The organism is Stenotrophomonas sp. CASM101, assembly GCF_049384845.1.
In the GTDB taxonomy this organism is placed as follows: Bacteria; Pseudomonadota; Gammaproteobacteria; order Xanthomonadales; family Xanthomonadaceae; genus Stenotrophomonas; species Stenotrophomonas hibiscicola.
The window spans coordinates 60,511-77,502 of record NZ_JBMRFR010000012.1 but is presented as its reverse complement, the minus strand read 5'-3'; the positions used below and the strand labels follow the sequence as shown (position 1 = coordinate 77,502).

18 protein-coding genes are annotated in these 16,992 nt (G+C 66.8%); 9 read left to right on the top strand and 9 right to left on the bottom strand.

The window, feature by feature from the left end; all coding sequences use genetic code 11:
• The first annotated feature begins 42 nt into the window (after window positions 1–42).
• Genes lptD through VG543_RS15690 form a run of 6 tightly spaced genes read left to right on the top strand, consistent with a single transcriptional unit; the run spans window position 43 to window position 7,106 of the window.
• Window positions 43–2,544, top strand: coding sequence for an LPS-assembly protein LptD (gene lptD / locus VG543_RS15715; RefSeq protein ID WP_423178745.1), 2,502 nt, complete (start codon window positions 43–45; stop codon window positions 2,542–2,544).
• The gene (locus tag VG543_RS15710) at window positions 2,541–3,887 is read left to right on the top strand and encodes a peptidylprolyl isomerase (protein ID WP_423178746.1); all 1,347 of its coding nucleotides are present in this window, start codon (window positions 2,541–2,543) and stop codon (window positions 3,885–3,887) included. The genes lptD and VG543_RS15710 overlap by 4 nt, the downstream gene beginning before the upstream one ends.
• 3 nt (window positions 3,888–3,890) lie before the next feature.
• Window positions 3,891–4,871: a 4-hydroxythreonine-4-phosphate dehydrogenase PdxA gene (gene pdxA, locus VG543_RS15705; protein ID WP_019661120.1), complete on the top strand. Its 981-nt coding sequence runs from the start codon at window positions 3,891–3,893 to the stop codon at window positions 4,869–4,871.
• Window positions 4,868–5,671, top strand: a complete 804-nt coding sequence (gene rsmA, locus VG543_RS15700; protein ID WP_021203187.1) for a 16S rRNA (adenine(1518)-N(6)/adenine(1519)-N(6))-dimethyltransferase RsmA — start codon at window positions 4,868–4,870, stop codon at window positions 5,669–5,671. Before pdxA ends, rsmA begins: the two co-directional genes overlap by 4 nt.
• Before the next feature lie 13 nt (window positions 5,672–5,684).
• Window positions 5,685–6,068, top strand: coding sequence for a Co2+/Mg2+ efflux protein ApaG (apaG, locus tag VG543_RS15695; RefSeq protein WP_005412297.1), 384 nt, complete (start codon window positions 5,685–5,687; stop codon window positions 6,066–6,068).
• Window positions 6,069–6,083: 15 nt separating this feature from the next.
• Window positions 6,084–7,106 (top strand): symmetrical bis(5'-nucleosyl)-tetraphosphatase, encoded by a 1,023-nt coding sequence (locus VG543_RS15690; protein WP_423178747.1) that lies wholly within the window; start codon window positions 6,084–6,086, stop codon window positions 7,104–7,106.
• A 323-nt stretch (window positions 7,107–7,429) separates the two neighbouring features.
• On the opposite strand, the gene VG543_RS15685 is transcribed toward VG543_RS15690, so the two are convergent.
• Genes VG543_RS15685 through VG543_RS15660 form a run of 6 tightly spaced genes read right to left on the bottom strand, consistent with a single transcriptional unit; the run spans window position 7,430 to window position 11,662 of the window.
• Entirely contained in the window at window positions 7,430–7,921 is a 492-nt protein-coding gene (locus VG543_RS15685; RefSeq protein WP_155028976.1) for a dihydrofolate reductase, read from the bottom strand.
• 5 nt (window positions 7,922–7,926) lie between these two features.
• Complete coding sequence (locus VG543_RS15680; RefSeq protein ID WP_329843550.1) at window positions 7,927–8,721, bottom strand: thymidylate synthase; 795 nt, start codon at window positions 8,719–8,721, stop codon at window positions 7,927–7,929.
• Window positions 8,718–9,605, bottom strand: a complete 888-nt coding sequence (gene lgt, locus VG543_RS15675; protein ID WP_423178748.1) for a prolipoprotein diacylglyceryl transferase — start codon at window positions 9,603–9,605, stop codon at window positions 8,718–8,720. Before lgt ends, VG543_RS15680 begins: the two co-directional genes overlap by 4 nt.
• A gap of 51 nt (window positions 9,606–9,656) precedes the next feature.
• A complete protein-coding gene (locus VG543_RS15670; RefSeq protein WP_005415340.1) occupies window positions 9,657–10,151 on the bottom strand; it encodes a TPM domain-containing protein in 495 nt (164 codons plus the stop codon).
• Window positions 10,151–11,038 (bottom strand): TPM domain-containing protein, encoded by an 888-nt coding sequence (locus VG543_RS15665; protein WP_346474835.1) that lies wholly within the window; start codon window positions 11,036–11,038, stop codon window positions 10,151–10,153. The genes VG543_RS15670 and VG543_RS15665 overlap by 1 nt, the downstream gene beginning before the upstream one ends.
• A 3-nt stretch (window positions 11,039–11,041) precedes the next feature.
• The gene (locus VG543_RS15660; RefSeq protein ID WP_012510094.1) at window positions 11,042–11,662 is read right to left on the bottom strand and encodes a LemA family protein; all 621 of its coding nucleotides are present in this window, start codon (window positions 11,660–11,662) and stop codon (window positions 11,042–11,044) included.
• Window positions 11,663–11,913: 251 nt separating this feature from the next.
• Between VG543_RS15660 and VG543_RS15655 the strand changes: the two genes are divergently transcribed.
• Window positions 11,914–12,207, top strand: a complete 294-nt coding sequence (locus VG543_RS15655) for a transposase (RefSeq protein ID WP_006388655.1) — start codon at window positions 11,914–11,916, stop codon at window positions 12,205–12,207.
• Window positions 12,204–13,064: an IS3 family transposase gene (locus tag VG543_RS15650; protein WP_134731269.1), complete on the top strand. Its 861-nt coding sequence runs from the start codon at window positions 12,204–12,206 to the stop codon at window positions 13,062–13,064. Before VG543_RS15655 ends, VG543_RS15650 begins: the two co-directional genes overlap by 4 nt.
• Window positions 13,065–13,462: 398 nt before the next feature.
• Here the strand turns inward: VG543_RS15650 and VG543_RS15645 are convergent, their stop codons facing one another.
• The 3 genes from VG543_RS15645 to VG543_RS15635 all read right to left on the bottom strand — a co-directional run bounded on the left by VG543_RS15645 (window position 13,463) and on the right by VG543_RS15635 (window position 16,030).
• Window positions 13,463–14,623: an MFS transporter gene (locus VG543_RS15645; RefSeq protein ID WP_180877911.1), complete on the bottom strand. Its 1,161-nt coding sequence runs from the start codon at window positions 14,621–14,623 to the stop codon at window positions 13,463–13,465.
• A gap of 226 nt (window positions 14,624–14,849) precedes the next feature.
• Window positions 14,850–15,599 (bottom strand): TerC family protein, encoded by a 750-nt coding sequence (locus VG543_RS15640; RefSeq protein WP_019661110.1) that lies wholly within the window; start codon window positions 15,597–15,599, stop codon window positions 14,850–14,852.
• A 35-nt stretch (window positions 15,600–15,634) separates the two neighbouring features.
• On the bottom strand, window positions 15,635–16,030 hold the full coding sequence (locus VG543_RS15635) for a diacylglycerol kinase (protein WP_019661109.1): 396 nt from the start codon (window positions 16,028–16,030) through the stop codon (window positions 15,635–15,637).
• A gap of 212 nt (window positions 16,031–16,242) precedes the next feature.
• Here VG543_RS15635 and VG543_RS15630 point away from each other — a divergent pair, with 212 nt between their 5' ends.
• Entirely contained in the window at window positions 16,243–16,944 is a 702-nt protein-coding gene (locus VG543_RS15630) for an SGNH/GDSL hydrolase family protein (protein ID WP_019661108.1), read from the top strand.
• Window positions 16,945–16,992: the final 48 nt, after the last annotated feature.

Below are 16,992 nucleotides of genomic sequence, written 5' to 3'. Positions count from 1 at the left end.
ATGGGGCAAGCTACCGTCCGTTTTCGCCCGAATCCGAACCGCGTGCGCCGAGCCCTCCGCCTGCTTCCCCTGCCTCTGAGCATCGCCATCAGCCTTCCGGCAATGGCTGATGATAAGCCGCTCAACTGGGGCCTGTGCCCGGCCACCGACGTCATTCCCGCGTTCACCGACGCCCCCACGCCGGTCCCGGGCCAGGACAAGGCTGCCGCTGCGGCCGCCCGCGAGAACCAGCCGACCGACATCGAAGGCGACCAGCTGCTGGGTACCACCACCGTGCCGCAGTACGAGGGCAACGTGGCGCTGCGCCGGGGCGACCAGTTCGTCGGTACCGACAAGCTCAGTTTCGACACCGAGACCGGCAACTACATCGCCGACGGCAATGTCCGCTACCAGGACGGGTCGATCCGGATGGTCGCCAAGCGCGCCGAAGGCAACCAGGAAAGCGACACCCACAAGATCACCGACATCAAGTACCAGCTGGTGTCGCGCCGCGGCAACGGCGATGCCGAGTCGGTCGACCTGCAGGGCGCGGTCGGCCAGATGCACCGCTCCACCTACACCACCTGCGACCCGTCACAGCCGGTGTGGAAGCTGTCGGCGCCGCAGATCGAAGTGGACAACGACGAGGGCTTCGGCACCGCCCGCAACGCCGTGCTGCGGATCGGCAAGGTGCCGGTGCTGTGGGCGCCGTACTTCAAGTTCCCGATCGATGACCGCCGCAAGACCGGCCTGCTGTTCCCGCAGCTGGGCATGTCCGGCCGCAACGGTTTCGACTACGCGCAGCCGATCTACTTCAATCTGGCGCCGAACTACGACGACACGTTGACCCCGCGCTACATGAGCCGGCGCGGCCTGCTGCTCGACAACGAGTTCCGCTACCTCTACAACGGCGGCCGTGGCGAGGTGCTGACCAGCTACATGCCCAGCGACAGGCTGCGTGACCGCGACCGCGGCCGGGTGATGTTCGACGGCTACCACAACGTGAACAGCCACTGGCAGGCCCGCGCCAACCTGGCCTGGGTGAGCGACGAGCGCTATGTCGAGGACTTCGCCAACCGCCTGGCGGGCGTGACCGCCTCCAACCTGCAGAGCACCATTGGCCTGTACGGCACCGGTCAGAACTGGACGGCCGGGATCATGGCCGACCGCTGGCAACTGACCGACTACACCCTCAACGAGAGCGCGCTGCCCTACAACCGCCAGCCGCGCCTGTATTTCAACTGGGACAAGCCGATCCTGCCGTGGCTGGAAACCGGCATTTACGCCGAGGCCGTGCGCTTCACCCACGACGACATCAACTTCAAGTACGGCGCCGATGCCGGTCCGGACCTGCAGTACACGCGCAATGGCGTCCAACAGAGATCCGGAATCGGTGTGAGCGGTGGTTCGCGCTTGGACGTGAAGCCGTACGTGTCGTTCCCCATCAGCGGCGCGGCCTGGTACATCACGCCGACCCTGGCGTATCGGTATACGGCCTACCAGCTCGATCGCGGCCTGGTCGACGGCGTGAATGGCATCCGTGGCCAGATTCTGCGCTCGCAGGGCATCGACCCGACCACCGCCACCCCGGAACAGCTGCGCGGCAACACCTCGCCCAGCCGCAGCCTGCCGATCGGCAGCATCGACGCCGGCCTGTTCTTCGACCGCGAGACCAGCATCCGCGGCAAGTCCTTCCTGCAGACGCTGGAGCCGCGCCTGTTCTACCTGCGCACGCCGTACCGCAACCAGGACGAACTGCCGATCTTCGACACCCGTGACTTCACCTTCAGCTGGGGCCAGCTGTTCCGCGATTCGCGCTACACCGGCGCCGACCGCCAGAACGATGCCAACCAGCTGACCCTGGCACTGAGTACCCGTTTCATCGACCAGACCACCGGCAAGGAGCGGTTCTCGGCCTCGATCGGCCAGATCCAGTACTTCGACGAGTCGCGGGTGACCGTCACGCCGGGCGGCGCGCCGGTAGAGAAGGGCAAGTCGGCGTGGATCGCCGACGGCAACTACATGATCAACGACCGCTGGACCCTGGGCGCCACCTACCAGTGGGACCCGAAGTACAAGCGCGAGGATCTGGCCAGCGTCCGCGCCCGCTACCTGATGCCCAACGATGGCGTGATCAACCTGAGCTACCGCTACCGCATCAACGCCGGCGCCCCGGCGACGGCCAACAAGCATGACCGCACCCTGCTGGAGCAGGCTGACCTGTCGTTCCTGTACCCGCTGAATGCGCGCTGGAGCCTGGTCGGTCGCTATTACTACTCGCTGCAGGACAAGGAGCCGCTGGAAATCATCGGCGGCGTGCAGTGGGACAGCTGCTGCCTGGCCGTGCGCGTGGTCGGCCGCCGCTACGTCCGCAATCGCGAGGGCGAGATGAACAATTCCATCCAGGTGGAGTTCGTCCTGAAGGGCCTGAGCTCCATCGGCCAGGACACGGACCGCACCCTGCGCCGTGCTATCCTCGGCTACAACCGCGACGACCTCTATCTCGTGCCGCCCAGCAACACCGGGGTGACCCGCGATGACTACGATCCGAATCAGATCCCATGACCAAGCGCTTCCCCGTTCTTCTCGCCTCCCTGCTGGCGGTGTCCAGCGTGTCCGCCCCCCTGCAGGTGCTCGCGCAGGAGGCGCAGCCGTTGGACCGCATCGCCGCTGTCGTCGACGAGGACGTGATCCTGCAGAGCGAGCTCCAGCGTGCGATCGCCAACATCAAGGCGCAGTACGCCGGCCGTGAAAACCAGCTGCCGCCGGAAGACGTGCTCAGCCGCCAGGTGCTCGAGCGACTGGTGCTGGTCAAGCTGCAGGTCGCCCGCGCCCAGGGCAGCGGCATCCGCGTCAGCGACCAGGAGCTGAACCAGGCGATGAATGCCATCGCCCAGCAGAACGGCTCGGACCTGGATGCACTGCGCCAGCGCCTGGCCCACGACGGCATCGATTTCAACGATTTCCGTGCTTCGGTGCGCGATGAAATCACTGTGCAGCGCCTGCGCCAGAGCTTCGCGCAGAGCCGCATCAGCGTCAGCGAGGGTGAAGTGGACGCCGCGCTGAAGCAGCAGGCCACGGTGGGCAACCAGTACCACCTGGCACACATCCTGATCGCCCTGCCCGACGGCTCCAACGCCGACCAGATCGCCACCGGCCAGAAGAAGGCCGAGGGCGTGAAGGCCCTGCTGGACAAGGGTGAGCTGGACTTCAACGCTGCCGCCGTGCGTTATTCGGACAGCCCGAACGCGCTGGAAGGCGGCGATCTGGGCTGGCGCAGCCTGGATGAAATCCCGCAGGCCTTTGCCCAGCTGATGGAAAAGATGAAGCCCGGCGAAGTGGTCGGCCCGATCCGCGGCCCCAGCGGCTTCCAGTTGCTGAAGCTGGTGGAAGTGCGTGATGCCAGCGCCGCCAGCGGTGGCGCGCACACGGTCACCGAATACCACGGCCGCCACATCCTGGTGCGCGTGGACGATCACCAGACCGACGCTGCCGCCAAGGCCAAGATCGATACCCTGCGCGCCCGCATCGCCGGCGGCGCGGATTTCGAAACCGTGGCCAAGGAATCCTCCGAGGACAACAACAGCAAGGGCCAGGGCGGCGATCTGGGCTGGTTCCCGGTCGACGCGTTCGGTCCGGCGTTCGGCCAGCAGGTGGCCGGCATCCAGGACGGCGACGTCAGCCAGCCGTTCCGCACCGATGCCGGTTGGCACATCGTGCAGCGCGTGGCCACCCGCCAGACCGACGTGACCAACGACAACCAGCGCGCCCAGATCCGCGAGACCATTGGCCGCCGCAAGCTGGAAGACGAGTACAACCGCTTCCTGCAGGAACTGCGTGGCGAAGCCTATGTCAGCTTCCGCAGCGGGGACCGCGCGGAAAATACCGCCACGCCGCCGCAGTCCTGACCGATGCGCCCCGAGCTCGCTCTGGTACCGGGCGAGCCCGCCGGGATCGGCCCGGAGCTGTGTGTCCGCCTCGTCCAGCAGCCGCGTGAAGATTGCCGGCTGCTGGCCTTCGCCGACCCGGATACCCTGCGCGCGGCCGCCGTCGCACTGAACCTGCCCCTGCAGCTGCTGCCCGAGGACGCCGAAGCCCGCGCCCCGGGCGACCTGCGTGTGCGCGCGGTGGCCAATGCCATGCCCAGCCACTTCGGCCAGGCCGACCCGGCCAATGCCGGGGCCGTCATCGGCGCCCTGCTCGCTGCCGGTCAGGCCTGCCTGTCCGGCGAACTGCACGGCGTGGTCACCGGCCCGGTGCACAAGGCGGTCATCAACGAAGGCGGCATCGCCTACAGTGGCACCACCGAACTGCTGGCCGACCAGGCCGGGGTGAAGGTGGTGATGATGCTGGCCAACCCCATCGTGCGCGTGGCCCTGGCCACCACCCACCTGCCGCTGCGCGAGGTGGCCGATGCGATCACCGCGCCCAGCCTGGAACACACCCTTCGCACCGTGCACGCCGCGCTGTGCCGCGAGTTCGGCCTGCCCGCGCCACGCATCGCCGTGCTCGGCCTGAACCCGCACGCCGGCGAAGACGGCCATCTGGGCCGCGAGGAACTGGACCTGGTCATCCCGCTGCTGCAGCGCCTGCGCGCGGAGGGCATGGACCTGGTCGGGCCGCTGCCGGCCGATACCGCGTTCCTGCCGGCCAAGCTGGCCGGTTTCGACACCGTGCTGGCGATGTACCACGACCAGGGGCTGCCGGTGCTGAAGTACTCCGGTTTCGAGCAGGCGGTGAACCTGACCCTGGGCCTGCCCTACCCGCGCGTGGCGGTAGACCATGGCACCGCGCTGGACCTGGCCGGCCGCGGCATTGCCGATCCTTCCAGCCTGCAGGCGGCAACGACGCTGTGTGCGCAGCTTGCGCGGCAACGTACACTGAGCGCATGAATTCCCCGCATTCCCCCTCCGGCCCGGTGTTCACCGCACCGGCCAAGAAGCAGCTTGGCCAGCATTTCCTGGCCGATCGCCACTACATCGACAAGATCGTGATGGCGGTCAACCCGAAAGAAGGCGATCGCCTGGTCGAGATCGGTCCCGGCCAGGGCGCGATCACCCTGCCGCTGCTGCGCGTGCATCCGAAACTGACGGTGATCGAGTTCGACCGCGACCTGATCGCGCCGCTGACCGCCGCCGCCGAGCCGCTGGGCGAGCTGACCATCGTCCACCGCGACGTGCTGCGCGTGGACTTCACCGAGCTGGCTGCCGGCCAGCCGATCCGCCTGGTCGGCAACCTGCCCTACAACATCTCCTCGCCGATCCTGTTCCATGCACTGGAACATGCCGCGGTGATCCGCGACATGCACTTCATGCTGCAGAAGGAAGTGGTCGACCGCATGGCCGCCGGCCCCGGCAGCAAGGTGTACGGCCGCCTCAGCGTGATGCTGCAGGCTTATTGCCAGGTGACCTCGCTGTTCGTGGTGCCGCCGGGCGCGTTCCGGCCGCCGCCGAAGGTCGATTCGGCCGTGGTACGGCTGGTGCCGCGTGACCCGGCCTCGATCAACATCAACGACCACGCCCGTTTCGCCGAGGTGGTCAAGGCCGCCTTCGGGCAGCGCCGCAAGACCCTGCGCAATGCGCTCAACAACGTCGTGACGGCCGAGCAGTTCGTCGCCGCGGGCGTGCGCCCCGATGCCCGCGCCGAACAGCTGGATGTGGCTGAATTCATCGCTTTGGCCAATGCCTCCTGATTACACTGCCGGTATGGAAGACGCTGACGTTTACGCCATTTCCGTCGAAGTCGCACCGCGCTTCCTCGACGACCAATCCGCGCCGGAAGACGGGCGCTATGCGTTCGCCTACACGATCCGCATCCACAACCAGGGCCGTGTTGCCGCGCGCCTGGTTGCACGCCACTGGCGCATCACCGATGCCAATGGCCGCGTCGAGCATGTCGATGGCGACGGGGTGATCGGCGAGCAGCCGCGCCTGCGTCCCGGTGAAGACTTCCATTACACGTCCGGTGTCATGCTGGGGACCGATCACGGGACCATGCAGGGCCACTACGACATGGTCGCCGACGACGGCACCGAATTCGCCGCGCCGGTCGCACCTTTCGTGCTGGCCATCCCGCGTACCCTGCACTGACACGGAGGCCGAACGATGAGTGTGTGGGCGATCGGCGACCTGCAGGGCTGCTACGACGTCACCCAGCGCCTGCTGGAGAAGATCCGCTTCGACCCGGCGCAGGACACCCTGTGGTTCTGCGGCGACCTGGTCAACCGCGGTGGCCAGTCGCTGGAAACGCTGCGGCTGGTGCATTCGCTGCGCGGGCACAGCGTGGTGGTGCTGGGCAACCATGACCTTTCGCTGCTGGCCGTCGGTGCACGCACCGAAGAGGAACAGCGCAAGGTCAACCCGGACCTGCTGCGCATCGTGCAGGCCGAGGACCGCGACGAACTGCTGGACTGGCTGCGCCTGCAGAAGCTGGTGCACGTGGACCGCGAGCTGGGCTGGATGATGGTGCACGCCGGCTTGGCGCCGAAGTGGACCACGCAGATGGCCGAAAAGCATGCCGCCGAGGTCGAGGCGCAACTGCACGGTGCCGGCTACCGCAAGCTGTTCCGCAACATGTACGGCGACAAGCCGAGCTGGGCGCCGAACCTGTCCGGCTACGACCGTTCACGGGCGATCATCAATGTGCTCACCCGTATGCGCTACTGCACCCCGCGCGGGCGCATCGGCATCGAGGACAAGGGCACGCCGGGCACGCAGGAACAGGGACTGTACCCTTGGTTCGAAGTGCCAGGCCGGGTCGAGCGCGACCTGAAGATCGTCTGCGGCCACTGGTCGGCGCTGGGCCTGACCATCACCCAGGGCGTGCATGCCATCGACACCGGCGCAGTCTGGGGCGGCAAGCTGACCGCGATCGAGCTCGATACCGATGAACTGCGCGTGGTGCAGGTGCCGGGCCGCGATGTCCCCGCACCCGTGCCCAACGCACGCATGCCAGCGCGACCAGCACGCGAGCGCCCGGCTGCATCGGCGCAGGGCAGGGATCCGGGCGGGGCCAGCGCCGCGGCCGCCAACCCGGGCAACCGTGGCCCGCGCCGCCGTCGTCGCCGTGGCGGCGGTGGGGGCGGCTCCGCAGGCCCTGGCAACAACGGGGCCCCGCCGCAGGCGTGACCTGATCGTTCCCGGCACCATGGACGGGTGCCGCTGCCCACTCCGGGCCCGGCCACCACCGGCGGTGGAAGCACCGCCCACGGTCCATCGCAGCCGTTGCGCGTCTTCGCCGCTGGGCGCAGCACGCGCGAAGAGGACCCGCGGTTCCAGCACGCCATCATCGGGCATTACCGGATGCCGTAGCGACAGCCCAGGCAGAGTCGACTGTCAGTCGACTATCGCGCGCAGCGCGGGTTTTTCGGGGGGCCGCCGAGAGCAGTCGACTAACAGTCGACTCTACCCCGTCGATATCCCCGTCGGTGTTTTCGTTGGTATTTGCGCGATCAGCGGCGCACGTAATGCACGAAGCGGAACGCGTAGACGTGGCGTTCGTCGGCCGGGTGCGGCTCGCTGCTGACTTCCCGCCAGTCCTGCATGTCGACTTCGGGGAAATGGGTATCGGCAGGCACTTCGGCATCGACCCAGGTCAGGTACAGGTCGCTGGCTTGGTCGAGCAGCTGGTGGAAGATCTCGCCGCCGCCGATGATGCACAGCTCGCGGGCGCCCTCGCCTTCGGCAATCGCCTTGGCCTCGTCCAGCGACGCCACCGCGCGCATGCCCGCGAACGGCACCTGGCCGCTGCGGGTCAGCACCAGGTTGGTGCGCCCCGGCAGTACGCGGCCGATCGATTCGGCCGTCTTGCGCCCCATCAGGATCGGCTTGCCCAGGGTGAGCGCCTTGAAGTGCTTGAAATCATCCGGCAGATGCCAGGGCATGGCATTGCCCTGGCCGATGCCACGGTTGCGGTCCAGCGCCACGATCATCGACAGCTTCATGGCACTCACACCGCCACCGGCGCCTTGATCGCCGGGTGCGGGTCATAGCCGTCAATGCGGATGTCATCGAACCGGAATCCGAACAGGTCGGTCACCTCCGGGTTCAACCACAGCTTGGGCAGCGCGCGCGGTTCGCGCGCCAGCTGCTCGCGGGCCTGCTCGAAGTGGTTCAAGTACAGGTGCGCGTCACCCAGCGTGTGCACGAAGTCGCCCACTCCCAGGCCGGTGGCCTGCGCCACCATGTGGGTCAGCAGCGCATAGCTGGCGATGTTGAACGGCACGCCGAGGAAGATGTCACCGCTGCGCTGGTACAGCTGGCAGCTGAGCTTGCCGTCCACCACGTAGAACTGGAACAGGTTGTGGCACGGCATCAGCGCCATCTGCGAAAGCTCGCCCACGTTCCAGGCGCTGACCACCAGCCGGCGCGAATCGGGGTTGCGCTTGATCTCGTCCACCAGCCACTGCATCTGGTCGATCTCGCGGCCATCGGCGGTGGCCCAGCTGCGCCACTGCTTGCCGTAGACCGGGCCGAGGTCGCCGTTCTCATCGGCCCACTCGTCCCAGATACGTACCTGGTTGTCCTTCAGGTAGCCGATGTTGGTATCGCCCTTCAGGAACCACAGCAGCTCGTGGATGATCGAGCGCAGGTGCAGCTTCTTGGTGGTGACCAGCGGGAAGCCTTTGTTGAGGTCGAAGCGCATCTGCCAGCCGAACACGCTGCGGGTGCCTGTGCCGGTACGATCACTCTTCTCCGCGCCATGTTCCAGCACATGCGCAAGCAGATCCAGGTAGGCCTTCATGCCTTGCCCTCCGCAGCCATCACCGGTTGCGGCTGCAGCACGGGTGCGCGGCGCGACATCACCAGCAGCACCAGGCCGAAGGCGATCAGCGGCAGGCTGAGGATCTGGCCGCGGGTCAGCCAGTCGAAGGCCACGTAGACGCCGTTGTCGGGCATGCGTACGAATTCGACGGCGAAGCGGAACAGGCCGTACATCAGCGCGAACAGGCCGCCCACCAGGTAACGGTGGCGCGGCTTGGCCGAGACCGTCCACAGCACCACGAACATCACCAGGCCTTCCAGGAAGGCTTCATACAACTGCGACGGATGGCGCGCGAACTGGTTCAGCGCGCCGGTGGCGAACTGCGCCTGCAGGGTCGCGTGGTCCAGCTGGTTCAGCGGCGCCGGCAGGCCGGACGGGAACACCACGCCCCACGTGCCGTCGGTGTACTTGCCCCACAGCTCGGCGCCGATGAAGTTGCCGATGCGGCCGAAGCCCAGGCCCAGCGGCACCAGCGGCGCCATGAAATCCATGGTGTCGAAGAAGTGCAGGCGGTGCTTGCGCGACCACCACCAGCAGGCGCCCAGCACGCCCAGCAGGCCGCCGTGGAAGCTCATGCCGCCGTCCCACACCTTGAACAGCAGCAGCGGGTTGTGCAGGAAATCGCCCAGCGCGTAGAACAGCATGTAGCCCATGCGGCCGCCCAGCACCACGCCGAGCATGGCGTAGAACAACAGGTCGGAGAAGCCGTTGGCATCGACGCCCGGCAGGCGCCCGGCGGCGATGCGCGTGCGGCCCAGCAGCCAGGCCGCAGTGAAGCCGAGCAGGTACATGATGCCGTACCAGTGCACCTTGATCGGCCCCAGCGAGAGGGCGATGGGGTCGATGTCGTGGAAATAGATCATGGAAGGTGCCTTGCGGTTGAACGCCTATTCTCGGGCCAGTGCCGCCCCGGCTCAACCAAGGAGCTGGGGCGAGTTCGGCAACGCGTCATCGTTCGACCGGGTCGAGGCCGGAAAGTGCCCTTCGATCAGGCTGGAGACCTCGTCGATGGCATCCTGCAGCGCTTCCACCGGATTGGAACCACGCAGGCCCTCGCGCAGATGGGTGCAGACCCGCTGCCACTGCGCCGGGCTGACCCGGCCATGCAGGCCGCGGTCGGCGACGATCTCGATGGCATGGTCGGCCAGCAGCAGGTAGATCAGCACCCCGTTGTTGTGAGCGGTGTCCCAGGTGCGCAGGCGTGCGAAGGCATGCTCGGCGGCCTGCCTCGGGGTGACCTTGTGCCACAACGCGGCCAGCGGCAGATCGGCCTCCACCGCGAACATCACCTGACCGCCGTGGCGCTGCTCACCGGCCGCGATGGCCTCGGTGATCGCCTGCAGCGTGGCTGGCGGGAACGCGCGACGTACCGACGGCGAACATACATGGCGGAACAGACGTTGGATCATCACCAGCCTCCCGAAGCACCACCGCCACCGGAACGGCCACCGCCGCCGCCCCAGCCGCCTCCGCCGCCGAATCCACCACCACCGCCGAAGCCGCCTCCCCCGCCCCAGCTGCCGCCGCCCCAGCCACCACCGCCGGCAAAGCGCCCCGGGTGGCCGGACAGCATCGCCACGATCAGGCCAACCACGCCGGCCAGGCCACTGGCCAGCAGGGTGGAGGTGAACAGGAACGCCGCCACGGCTGCGCCGGCACCGCCGAGCAGGCCACGCAGCGGGCGCGGCACGCGCGCGAACACGCCGCGCAGGATGCTGCCGGCGAACACGCCGATGAACAGCGCCAGGAACCAGGTGTCGCCGCCACCGCCGGGCTCGCGCCCGCGATGACCGCTGACCGGTGCCGGCAACGCTTCGCCATCGATCAGCTTGACCAGCACGGCGGTGGCATCGGTGATGCCCCCGGCGTAGTCGCCGCTGCGGAAGCGTGGCACCAGGTACTCCTGGATGACCCGGTTGGCGATGGCATCGGGAATCGCGCCTTCCAGGCCGTAGCCCGGCTCGATGCGCACGCGCCGGTCGTCCTTGGCCACCACCAGCAGCACCCCGTCATCCACGCCCTTGCGGCCGATCTGCCACTGGTCGAAGACCCGCGTGGTGTACTGGGCGATGTCTTCCGGCTGGGTGGTGGGTACCACCAGCACCTGCAGCTGGCTGCCCTTGCGCTGCTGAAGGTCAAGCGCCTGCTGTACCAGCGCCTGCTTCTGCGCGGCATCCAGCGTGCCGGTGGTGTCGACCACCGGCGAATCCAGCGCCGGAACCGGCGCCAGCTGCTGGGCGTGCGATGCCAGCGGCAGCCATAGCAGCAGGGCCAGCAGCGCAGTGGCCAGGCGCATGGGTCAGTGGCCCGGCTGCGGTGCCGGCTGCTGCTGCGGCGCGCTGCCGAAATCGACCGCCGGCGCGTTGGAGATCTGCGCTTCGTTGTCCACGGTGAAGTTCGGCTTGGTCTTGTAGCCGAAGATCTTGGCGGTGATCACCTGCGGGAACGAGCGGATGTAGGTGTTGTAGTCCTGCACCTGCTGGATGTAGCGGCCACGGGCGACGGTGATGCGGTTTTCAGTGCCTTCCAGCTGGGCCTGCAGGTCGCGGAAGTTCTGGTCCGACTTCAGCACCGGGTAGTTCTCGGTGACCACCAGCAGCCGCGACAGCGCGCTGCCGAGTTCGCCCTGGGCCTGCTGGAACTGCTTGAGCGAGGCTTCGTCATCGGCGTTGACGTTGATCTGGCCGACACGCGAGCGGGCGTTGGTGACTTCGGTCAGCACGCGCTCTTCCTGGCTGGCAAAGCCCTTCACCGTCTGCACCAGGTTGGGCACCAGGTCGGCGCGCCGCTTGTACTGGTTGAGCACTTCGGACCAGCTGGCCTTGACCGCCTCATCCTTCTGCTGGATGGCGTTGTAGCCGCAGCCGGACAGCAGGGAGGCCAGCAGCATCAGGGGCAGGACACGGGTGAACAGGCGCATGGCGGAGGTTCCGGGTGGGCTTGGCGCCGAGCATGCCATGGTTCGGGTGAAAGACCGGCCATCGGGCGCCGCCCCCTCCGCGGTGGGTTGTGCTCATGGATCGCCTGGGTAGTCCGGGCGGGTGGGCATGGCGGGGGACGCCGTGAATCCGTCCCTGGAGGCTTAGCCGCGCCATCCATGGCGCGGATTGATCTGGCCGCCCGTCAGCGGACGCCAAGAAGCGATACTTTGATCGCACTTGGAGGTCCCTTATGTCCCGTATCACCCGTCGTAGCTACACCGATGAGTTCAAGCACCAAGCCGTGGAGTTGGCCGAGTCGCTCGGGCCTGCCGCAGCGGCCCGTCAGTTGGAGATGTCGGTCAAGACGCTGGCAAATTGGCTTGACGCGGTCCGTGCTGGCCGGTCGTTGACCTCTGAGGCTCGCAGGCCAGCCACCGACCTGGAAAGCGAGATCAGCCGCCTTCGGGCCGAGAACGCCAATCTGAAGATGGAGCGGGAAATCCTAAAAAAAGCGGCGGCGTTCTTTGCCAGAGAGTCCAAGTGAGGTACGCCTTCGTCGCCAGTCAAAGGACTCACTACCCGACCAGGTTGTTGTGTCGGGTTCTTGGGGTTTCTGTCTCTGGATTCCATGACTACCTGCGCCGGCAGTGTGCCCAAACGTGCGATGTCGATTCGGCCCTCCGTACCGAGCTTCGGGCCATTCATGTGATCAGCAAGCGCAGTTATGGGCGACGTCGGCTGGTCAGGGCCTTACGAGCCAGGAATCATCCAGTCGGCCACAAGCGCGTGGCACGGTTAATGGCCGAGGAGCGAATCCAGGGCAAGACCAAAGGCCGATTCCGACCCAAGTTCTCTGGCGGCTCATCTCAGCTCGCCCCCAACCTGCTGGATCGGCAATTTGCCCCCGGAACCGGACCGACGGCGTGGGTCGGGGATATCACGTATGTCCCCACCCGCCAGGGATGGCTGCATCTGGCCGTGGTCATCAGCGTCCAGACCCGGCAGGTGCTGGGCTACAGCGTTTCCAAGCGTCTGACTGAAGAGCTGGTGGTGAAGGCATTTGCCAATGCTTGGGCTCTGCATCCACAACGACCCGGCCTGATCTTCCATTCAGATCGTGGTGGGCAGTACTGGGGAAACGAGTTTCGCCAGCTGCTGCAGTCCCATGGCGTGGTCCAAAGCATGAGCCGGCCTGGCAATTGCTGGGACAACGCGGTGGCCGAGAGCTTCTTTGCGACGCTCAAGACAGAAGAGGCTGCCGAGCCTTACGCCAGTAGGGAACAAGCCAGCCAGTCCATCGCTGCTTACATCCACGGCTTCTACAATCCAGCCCGGCTACACTCGGCGCTGGGCTACCACTCGCCTAACAACTACGCCCGGCAGCTCCGGGCTGCCGCCTGAAACGGCTTCATGGCGTCCGTTTTCAGGGGGCCAGATTAGATACCCCCGCCACGCCCACCCGCCCGGCCTCATACGGTTTCCTGCGCACCGCGGGAAGATCAAAGGAAAAAATCAAAAGCAAACGCCGGTTCTTCAGGCATTCGTGTTGACCAAGGTCGACACCTACCAGAGCGGAACGCCGTTACGACAGATCGCGGGAATCTGTCGAAGGCGAGGTGGGTCCGGTTGAGGGGGCGTGAGCCGCATGGATGCGGCGACCGAGCTTACATGGACGTACTTGCAGCGTCCCCCTCAACCGGACCCACCCCGCCAACCCACGGAATGCAGGCTTTTGCCGTTGACGTTGACGTTGATTCGGCGGGTGCAGGGCTGCAAGCCCTGCCGGAACCCCATATCACTCAGCAGGCCTCAGCCACCGCAGTGCGGCTACGCCCCAGCCATGCCAGCAGCAGGCCCGACGCGGCCAGCAGGCCACCGGCCACCGGAATCGCGGCGTAGCCCAGTCCCGAGCTGATCACCGCACCACCCAGCGCAGCACCTACCGCATTGCCCAGGTTGAATGCACCCACGTTGATCGACGACGCCAGGCCCGGCGCCTCGCTGGCCACCTGCATCACCCGGATCTGCAGCGGCGGCACGAGGGCGAAGGTCGCCGCGCCGAACAGCAGTACACCCAGCGCCGCGGTGGCGTGGCTCATGAAAGCCAGCGGCAGCACGAACATCAGCACCGCCAGGGCAGCCAGCAGGATACGGGTGGCGCCATCGAGCGACCAGTCGGCCATGCGCCCACCGATGCCGTTGCCGAAGGTGAAGCCGATGCCGATCAGGGCCAGCGCCATCGCGATGAAGGTATTGGAGGCGCCGGTCAACTCGGTCAGTACTGGTGCGACGTAGGTGTACAGCGTGAACATCGCACCCGCACCAAGCACGGTAGTGGCCATGGCCAGCAGCACCTGCGGCTGCAGGATCGCCTTTAGTTCGCGGCGCACGTCCGGGCGCGGTCCCGGTGCGGACGCGGGCAGCGCGAAGCCCAACGCAGTGATCGCGACCAGGCCCAGCGCCGCAGTCCCGGCGAAGGACAGGCGCCAGCCCAGCTGCTGGCCGACCCAGGTCGCCAGCGGCACGCCGCCGATGTTGGCGATGGTCAGGCCCATGAACATGGTGGCCACGGCCGCAGCCTGCTTTTCCTTCGGCACCAGGCTCGCAGCGACCACCGCACCGATGCCGAAGAAGGCACCGTGGTTGAGGCTGGTGACCAGGCGCGACAGCAGCAGCATCCCGTAGTTCGGCGCCAGCGCAGACAACAGATTGCCGGCGACGAAGATCGACATCAGCAGCATCAGCGCGGTGCGCTTGCCGAAACGCCCCATCAGCAGGGTCATCACCGGCGCGCCCAGCATCACGCCCACGGCATAGGCGGTGATCAGCATGCCCGCAGTGGGGATGCCAACGCCGACGCCGTCGGCGATGACCGGCAACAGGCCCATCGGGGCAAACTCGGTGGTTCCGATGGCGAAGGCGCCAACGGCAAGCGCCAGCAAGGCGGCTCTGGAATTCATGGGGGAGTCCTGGGGGGCGGGAATCGGGAGTGCGTAGCCTGCGCGCTTTGCTGCGCCGGATTAAGCCTCGCCCCGGGAAAACACTGTTGATCCTGATTCACAAGTGGAGGCCGGAACGCAGCCAAAAGTGCAAAAACCGCAGTGCCGTTGCAGAGCCAACCTCCCCCACAACGCAGAACCCCCGGCATGCCGGGGGTTCTGAGGGACTCACACGCCTGTGGCGCGCTTACCAGTTGCCGGCACCCGGCACGTTGTGCTCGCGGGCGCGGCGGCGCATCAGCAGATTCAGCCACTCCACCAGCACCGAGAAGCCCATCGCGGCGTAGATGTAGGGCTTGGGCACGTGCACGTCCAGGCCGTCCAGGATCAGCACCGCACCGATCATCAGGATGAAGGCCAGGGCCAGCATCTTCACGGTCGGGTTGGCATCGATGAAGCGGCCCAGCGGGTTGGCGGCCAGCAGCATCACCATCACCGACAGCAGGATCGCGGCGACCATCACCGGGATGTGGTCGGCGATGCCGACGGCGGTGATCACCGAGTCCAGCGAGAACACGATGTCGATCACCGCGATCTGCGCGATCACGTAGCCGAACACGGCCGAGGCCTTGGTGGTGCTGGGATCTTCATCCTCGCCGCCGCTGATCAGCTCCTTGATCTCCATGCATCCCTTGATGATCAGGAACAGGCCACCAACGATCAGCACCAGGTCGCGGATGGAGATGCCCATGCCGGCCACGGTGAACAGGTTGGCCGCCATGTGCGCCAGGTAGGCCAGCGACACCAGCAGCGCGATGCGGGTGATGCAGGCCACCGCGATGCCAAGCTTGCGGGCGAACGGGCGACGCTCTTCCGGCAGCTTGCTGACCGCGATCGAAATGAACACCAGGTTGTCGATGCCGAGCACGATTTCCAGCGCGCTGAGCGTGAACAGGGTTACCCAGGCATTGGGGTCGGCGAGGAACTCAAAGGACATGGAAACTCTTCAAGGCAGTGTGGGGAAATGGGGTTTCAGCCGTAGTTGCCGGCCAGCGCGTGCGGAACCACGACCAGCGCCCAGCACAGCAGCACGTTCATCATCAGCACGAAGACCGCCGCCGAGCCCATGTCCTTGGCGCGGCCGGCCAGTTCATGGATCTCGCTGCCGTAACGTTCGATCACCGCTTCGATGGCCGAGTTGGCCAGCTCCATCGCAAGCACCAGCAGCATCGAGCCGATCAGCAGCGCGCGTTCGACCGGCGTCTGGCCCAGCCAGATCGCGAGCGGCGTCAGCAGGATCAGCAGGTAGACCTCCAGCCGGAACGACGACTCGTGCAGCCAGGCAGCGCGCAGGCCCTGCCAGGACCAGCGGGCGGCCTGGAAGATGCGGCGCGGGCCGCGCGGCAGATGGCCGAACTGATCAGCCACGGGGCGAACATCCAGCAACAGGGACGCGGCGCAGCGACCGCTCAGACGCACGGCAGGGGATCATGGGCGCACAGGAATAGGCAGATGGCCGCCATTTTGCCACAAGGCCGCCCGCCGCCGCCCGGCACCGGCCCGGTGAACGGACTGCCAGGGGCAAGCTTCGACCTGCCCCAGCTTCTATCATGGTCGTCCCTACCCTGCCGGAGCGCCTGATGTCCCATCGCCGTACCTGCCTGCTGATGCTGGGCCTGCTGACCGCCGCCCCCCTTGCCCAGGCCCTGGGCCCGGCCAAGTCACCGCGGGTACCCGAACAGGTCTCCAACGTGGCCTGGGCCAGCGACATGGCCCACTTCGCCAGCGCCGACCAGGCCAGCCCGCCGCCGCGTGGCGGTATCGAGTTCATCGGCAGCTCCTCGATCCGCATGTGGGAGAGCCTGGCCACCGACTTCCCCGGCCAGCCGGTGTTCAACCGCGGCTTCGGGGGTTCGGAAGTGCGTGACAGCACCTGGTATGCCGATCGCATCGTGGTGCCGTATGCACCGTGCAAGGTGTTCTTCTACGCGGGCGACAACGACCTCAACAGCGGCCGCAGCGCCGTGCAGGTGCGCGACGATGTGGTTGCCTTCGTGCAGCGCGTGCATCGCGACCTGCCGAAGACCCGGGTCGAGTACCTGTCGATCAAGCCGAGCCCGTCGCGTGCGCATCTGCTGCCGGCGATCAACGAGGCCAATACGCTGATCAAGGCCGCCCTGGCCACGCTGCCCAACACCGGCTTCACCGACATCTACACGCCGATGCTGGGCACCGATGGCCAGCCGGATGCAACGCTGTTCCGCGAGGACATGCTGCACATGACCCCGGCCGGCTATGCGATCTGGACCAAGGCGCTGGCGCCGAAGGTCAACTGCAACTGAGGGACTGCGGACGCCGGGCATGGCCCGGCGCTACCGCAACCCCATCCA